This is a genomic window from Planktotalea frisia (assembly GCF_001890925.1).
In the GTDB taxonomy this organism is placed as follows: Bacteria; Pseudomonadota; Alphaproteobacteria; order Rhodobacterales; family Rhodobacteraceae; genus Planktotalea; species Planktotalea frisia.
Map to the genome: position 1 here is coordinate 1 of NZ_MLCB01000053.1, position 6,129 is coordinate 6,129.

General features: G+C 46.9%; 6 protein-coding genes. 3 read left to right on the forward strand and 3 right to left on the reverse strand.

The window, feature by feature from the left end:
• The first annotated feature begins 69 nt into the window (after positions 1–69).
• On the forward strand, positions 70–1,092 hold the full coding sequence (locus PFRI_RS03050) for a hypothetical protein (RefSeq protein ID WP_072629278.1): 1,023 nt from the start codon (positions 70–72) through the stop codon (positions 1,090–1,092).
• A gap of 334 nt (positions 1,093–1,426) precedes the next feature.
• On the opposite strand, the gene PFRI_RS03055 is transcribed toward PFRI_RS03050, so the two are convergent.
• The gene (locus PFRI_RS03055; RefSeq protein WP_139292076.1) at positions 1,427–2,119 is read right to left on the reverse strand and encodes a hypothetical protein; all 693 of its coding nucleotides are present in this window, start codon (positions 2,117–2,119) and stop codon (positions 1,427–1,429) included.
• 266 nt (positions 2,120–2,385) lie between these two features.
• On the opposite strand from PFRI_RS03055, the gene PFRI_RS03060 reads away from it, so the two are divergent.
• Positions 2,386–3,654, forward strand: a complete 1,269-nt coding sequence (locus tag PFRI_RS03060) for a tyrosine-type recombinase/integrase (RefSeq protein WP_072629280.1) — start codon at positions 2,386–2,388, stop codon at positions 3,652–3,654.
• A 594-nt stretch (positions 3,655–4,248) separates the two neighbouring features.
• Entirely contained in the window at positions 4,249–4,641 is a 393-nt protein-coding gene (locus PFRI_RS03065; protein ID WP_072629281.1) for a restriction endonuclease, read from the forward strand.
• On the opposite strand, the gene PFRI_RS03070 is transcribed toward PFRI_RS03065, so the two are convergent.
• Together PFRI_RS03070 and PFRI_RS03075 are read right to left on the reverse strand one after the other, a co-directional pair.
• Positions 4,590–5,204: an SH3 domain-containing protein gene (locus tag PFRI_RS03070; RefSeq protein ID WP_170124899.1), complete on the reverse strand. Its 615-nt coding sequence runs from the start codon at positions 5,202–5,204 to the stop codon at positions 4,590–4,592. The two genes, PFRI_RS03065 and PFRI_RS03070, sit on opposite strands and share 52 nt — an antisense overlap.
• 48 nt (positions 5,205–5,252) lie before the next feature.
• Positions 5,253–5,627, reverse strand: coding sequence for a hypothetical protein (locus PFRI_RS03075; RefSeq protein ID WP_072629283.1), 375 nt, complete (start codon positions 5,625–5,627; stop codon positions 5,253–5,255).
• Between the last annotated feature and the right edge of the window lie 502 nt (positions 5,628–6,129).

Sequence of the window (6,129 nt, forward strand, 5' to 3'; positions counted from 1 at the left end):
ATAAAGAATATGAAATCCAAACCCGCAAACTCTCGTTATGAATGAGGGAGCCTAGGGGGGCAGGTCAGGTTGGCAAAAGGCAAAACACTTTTGCTATCGGGTGAAGACTGTGTGCTTTTACGTTTGGCGGAAATAAGCGCCCTCGCAACTGAACTGAGAGCCCAGTTTGAAACTGTAGAGGTTGTCGCATACCTGCGAAATCATCGTGATTTTTTGAACAGTGCGGTTCAACAACTTATACGGATGGGTTTCCCGATCAGCGCTACTTTAGCGATGGCAAAAGCTGCACCTGAAACTCTGGAGCCTCTACGTGTCATGTCTCCTATTCCTGCCTATGGCCCACGGCTACGGGACTGGATAGAAGTTTTTGGCAAAGATAATGTCCACATCCACAACTATGACCGTATGTGTCAGAACGGACAGGATATTCTCAGCCACTTCTATACAAATCATTTGAGTGAAGCCGCCCAAATGATCGTCAACAAAACGCAGCAACGAAGCAACAGCCGATTTTCGGCAACAGCAATTGATCTTCTGGATTACCTGCACTCACGGACGCCACCGATGTTGAACGGGCAACCCAACGCGCGGTTTGTTTTCAACCTACAGCGGTTTTTTGGGCAGATCCCGGGCCCTGTATTTCATGTGGGAGAGGCATTTGATCGAAGTTGTTCTGTTGCGCGTGACACGGATAGACCAATGCTTGAAGCGATCTTATCGGACGAGTCTTTGGAAAACCTGTATCAAGATCGCCCGCCCCATGGCGATGTTTCAGTTGCTCCGTTACCCGAGGCTATTAAGAACACATTTGCCGATATCAGCATCACAGCTCATCTTAGTCAGGCTCGTGAAAAATTTTTTGCCGCTTCGAATAAACTAAAGCTTGATCCCGAAGATGAAATTGCTTTGGGTAACTTGCGGGTCGCACTCTTTAACTTGAACGCCCCAGATTCGCTACGATCTTGTGCAAGTTGGCTCTTGCGTGAAGAAAGATATGCTCTTGCGCAACTTTACCTCGATAAAGCGGAGCAAGTTGGTGCTCCCGCTGCCAGCTTGGTCAAAATGCGCGCTAGGCTGGAGCACAATGTTTAACACCCGAGCCGCCTAAGCCCAGTCCGCGAAGAACACATTGATCGGACACAATGGCGGGCCAAACACGCCACTGTTCGGGCTTCACGCTGTATGGCTCCGGTTCGCAGATGAATTGGAGCTACGCAGACTCGCCAAGCTGCACCTCCGGACTGAGCGCAAGAAAGCATCGATGAAGGTGCTCGTCGGCGAGACAAGCGAGCAATCTCAGCAATGCGCGGGTAACTAATTTCACGGTATGAAGCGTGAATTTCGCGATAAGATTCACCTGCTCTCTTGCGAACGAGAATATCTCTTACTTTTGAAGTGCTGCTTCGTCCATTTGATCTCTTTTGCTTTAGTCCCCGTTGAACCATGCTTCGTTGATTTTTACAAAAGGTTGTTCCTTGACATGTACGCCTTTGAACTCGACCATCTCAGGGAGATCTGGAAAGTCCAAAACCTCGAAACCATGTTCATTTCCTGACGGCAATCGCATCACAAACGAGAAAATGTGCTGATTAAGCGCTTCAAACGCAGCATGCACTTGTATCACATCATTGAGCCGAGCCAAATACTTCGGCCTCATCCACCCCACGTGTTTTGACGGGCTGGTGCCCACGGGCGAGAACAGCAGCAAAGTCTTTGGATCGGCATTTGAGAAACTAAAATCGAAACGCACCAGCTTGGAGTGAGCTAGGAAATTTCGTCGTGGTAAGAATTTATCTAGGATTAAAATGGCTTGCTTCAACGAAGGCAAGAACTCGATAAGGACAGCCTCACCTCTTTCGTCTTTATGCGCCTCCAAAGCATCGAGCGTCCGGCGAATGAATGCTAGTTTTCCATTGAAACTCTCGATACCATCGAAGGCCGAAATCGCGGCAAGGTTGTTTTCCGCATTGACTAAACTTGAGAAAATCATCCCAAGTGCGTCCTCAATTCGGTTGAACTCAACGAGGGCCTTGCCCAGCGCCGCATACATTTCAATTGCACCTGAGTCATCAACCTCAACTGGATTTCTGGAAATTCCCTGTACCTCAAGTACGTTCACACGAACCTCCCTCGAAACTTCAAAAAATTGGTAGCCGTCCAAGTCTGGGCAATTATTGGGCAATCGCTGTTTTAGCCCCTGCGACACAAAAAAAACCTCAAAATATTCCGAACCCATTCCTACCAATAAAAACAGGGGGGTAGGTGGCGGAGACGAAGGGATACTACGCCCAAGGTGCTGGAACCCTTTATATGTCAACTTTTAAGGCTTTATTTGCCTAAACGTGTGTGGTTAACGTGTGTGGTAGATGTGTGTAGGAACGCAAGATGCCAAAGTACCTCCAGAGACGTAGAAGGAAGTGGTATGCTATCCTTGAAATACCAAAAGCGCTACGTGACCATTTCGGCAAGCCAAGATTTGTAATGTCGCTGCAGACAGACTCCCAAACTGTTGCAGAGAATAAAGTTCCTCCTATTATTCTCGAATGGAAGAAGCAGATCAGTATCGCCAAAGACTTAGAAATTGGAAGTGATGATGAACTTCTCGCCACATTAGCACTTGCTCGACAAGATGCCCAACGACACAGGTCTAAAGGCGTCCCAGACCACGAGATACGGATGGCGCAAGAAGAGGTCGCCATTGGGGAATACCTTGGAGACAAGAACGAGGGAGACGGCCCCACTACGCTGTTTGATGCCATCAGTGTGGTGCATGGTGATGATGTCCTGCTGCGGGAGTATGTTGATGAGTTCTTTGCGTCGAGAGATGTGGCCCCTAAAACAGCCGATATGCAGCGACGAGACCTAATGCTTTTCGTCAAACAATTCCCGTATGCCTCGGACGCCACAAGGGTCAGCGTTAGGGAGTGGGTGAATGTAACACTCGGAACTGAACAAGGCTTATCTCTAGCGACAAGAAGGCGGATGATTTCACCTGTCAGCGTCTATTGGGATTACCTTGAGAATAACAAAGGCCTTACTGTTCCATCTCCTTTCACGAAGATTTTCCCTCCGAAGCAAAAGAAACGCACCAAGGCTACCATACAAGCCCAACGCAAGTCGTTCAGGGTTCAAGATTATCAAAAGCTGCTTGGTGCTTGCGAGGATGACACCCTCAGGGATTTAATCACACTTGGGGCATATACTGGCTGTCGCATTGAGGAGTTATGCTCCCTCAAGCTGACTGATGTCTACAACGACAAGGTTGAGATTGTAGATGCTAAAACGGAAGCTGGTTGGCGCACAATTCCCATTCATCCTCACATCGCCCAAACTGCTGCAAGACTGGTTGATTCCAGCACAGATGGTTACTTGCTTTCAGGTCTAACCTTCAATCAGTATGGCGACAGGTCAAACGCCATCGGCAAGAGGTTTGGACGGCTAAAAGCCTCACTGGGATATGGTTCCGACCATGTGTTCCACTCTTTGAGAAAAGGCTTCGCCACTCAGCTAGAAAACGCAACGATACCTGTGACTGTAGTTGCCAGACTTATGGGCCATGAAATCGAAGGGCAGACTTTCGGTAATTACTCTGATGGTCTAGCCCTCCAAGGGCTTCGAGACGCAATCAACCACGTAGACTGGTCGTTGCACTAGAGGTGACGCTGAGGCTCACACAGAGGGACGTATAGTGCGAACTACACTAGTCGATACGTGTTATGACCCCCGACACCACAGCCTCTGCATACGGCTCTCTGACGGACCTCATGGGCAGTTATATCATCACTGGTCGTTAGGATTAGGTCAGCAATCTTATAGCTGAACTTATGACCACAGGCACTGCACGTGAGGTCCATGCGTTTGTCAGATACAGCCGATAGCTTTGTGTTCATCGGGGCAACCTCAGGACGTCAGTATGACGTAAACCTTCGCCAGTAGGGCCAAGGTGATCACTGTAATAAATACTTTTTTGATTGTCATGGTGTTGTTGTACCTCGGGTGCGAGAGTTGGATACAACAATAACGACAAGAGCCAGCGGGTAAAGACTGGAGCGATCAGAGGGAAGCAAACCAAAGCAAATCATGATCGTGGGTGTAAACACGTAAACCATTCTAAACAGATTCATATGCGTATTTTCTGGAGGGTCCCAAAGTTATGAACCCGCCAGTGTCACCATCAACTAACCCTTACACTTGTTGCTCGGGCGGTTTTGTTTCATCATCTGATGGTAATTCAATCAGGGCAATACGTTGGCAACATTCGATCAGTTTATAGCATCCATACGAACCGAGTTCGGTGAACAAGGTGCTGGCAAGAAGTTCGAAGTCTTCTGCAAGTGGTTCCTTGAGAACGATCCTGAGTGGTCCAAAACTGTCGATAAGGTCTGGCTATGGGATGACTATCATAACAAGTGGCAACGTCAGGACTTGGGGACTGATCTTGTATTCAGAGACAACGAAGGTCTGATCTGGGCCGTCCAAGCTAAATGCTACGGTGAGCATAGAACAACAACCAAAGGTGATATGAACTCCTTTCTGAACGACATGGGGCGCACTGGCGTTGATCGTGGGCTTTGGATCAGGCTATCCGCTTATCTAAGTAGCCATTGTGATGATTTTCTCTTCCCCTTGACTATACTATGACAGGCCTCACTGCCATTAGCTGATACCCTATAAATAGCCCACGGATGGGATCTGTATGTCTCAGCGGTCCAACTCATCCCAGAGCTTAATTTTTTATATGATTTCTTGTTTCCGTTATAATCTAGCCAATAAATTCGAAATGAATTATCAGTTTGCCCAACAAAAAATGTAACTTTTGTTTTTTGTTCAGCTTCCTTGGAGCGAAATCTAGTCAGGTTGGAACATTTATAATTTCGTGGTGTGGACCTATTGTCGTTCTCGCAGAGGCCATATGTACCATTAACTTTATTGTTGAAACCACACAATATCCCTCCCCATTGATACCCAACCTGACCATTACCGTACACAATCTTAAACCAGTTAAAACCATCGTTAGCAGGTTTTTTCTTACTCAACAGAACGACTGGATCGCCATTCTTTAGGCTTCCAATTTTTGGGTAGTCCGTACTTGGTCCAGAGCGAACATTGCCACCCCAAGAACCAATTTTCAATTCACTAGCATGAGCCTGACTTGCAAATAAGCTCATCCCAACCAAAACTGCTGCTACTAAAAAATTTTGCATCATCAACTCCATAAATTAGATTTACATTCACCGAATAGAGAACGAGGTTTAGCTGGATTGAATTTCTCTGCACTCGTAGTGAGCCTTCACGGTATTTAATTGAACAAGTCCACGTGAATTGCCCATGAACACTGCAACCTTACCAGTAGATTCACACTGATCAATCGCCAAATCTCTTATACTTTCAGGCACTCCTGAACCAAATGACAACTCCATATATCGGATATTAAATCCTTTATCTGTAATGTCTTCAACGTTTGGAGTCATAATGATGGCTTTGCCTTGAACTTTTTGCTCAACGGCCAGAACGCCTCTGCTTAAACTGCTGGTAACCCGTGTTGACACATCAGGGCCAGAGCATGCAGATACAATTAACATGACTGCTGGTAAAAATACAAAACTCTTCTTCATTTTCTTCTCCATGATAGCTCTTACGCCTACAAGAGTTCACTGTGCATCCCATTAAAGAAAAAGGCCAGAAGACATGAGCATATTTATCAAGTTGATCATTGTGGCCTTGATGGGTGGCAACACGTATCAGATCTTCTGGTGAGGTAACTCTGGTGTTGCAATGGATGAGGCCACCCCAAGAAACCCATCAAGCAGACCACCTACATAATCCACCTAGCCCCATAAAGGCGAAAGGTGCTTGATAACACTTGTGGAGGTGGGCTTGCGACCTGCCTCCATTGCCACTCTGAGATGACTTACAGGGCCAACAAGAAGTACTGTAGCGATAGGTGTCGTCAGTATGGCAATCGCAATAAACAGAACTCACAGAACAGCAGAGGAAAGGCACGGGAGAATTACGAACTGTTCGATACGGCAAGGTTAATGGCAGACAGATTGTACGACTTGCCACCCTTTGAGGAGTTATTGTCAAATCTGGTGTTTGAGGATTGTTGGTCATGCAGCGATCTGGTCA

Excerpts from the sequence above, each read along its gene's own strand:
- PFRI_RS03075 (WP_072629283.1), bottom strand. The coding sequence starts at position 5,627 with ATGGAGAAGAAAATGAAGAAGAGTTTTGTATTTTTACCAGCAGTCATG.
- PFRI_RS03070 (WP_170124899.1), bottom strand. The coding sequence starts at position 5,204 with ATGCAAAATTTTTTAGTAGCAGCAGTTTTGGTTGGGATGAGCTTATTT.
- PFRI_RS03060 (WP_072629280.1), top strand. The coding sequence starts at position 2,386 with ATGCCAAAGTACCTCCAGAGACGTAGAAGGAAGTGGTATGCTATCCTT.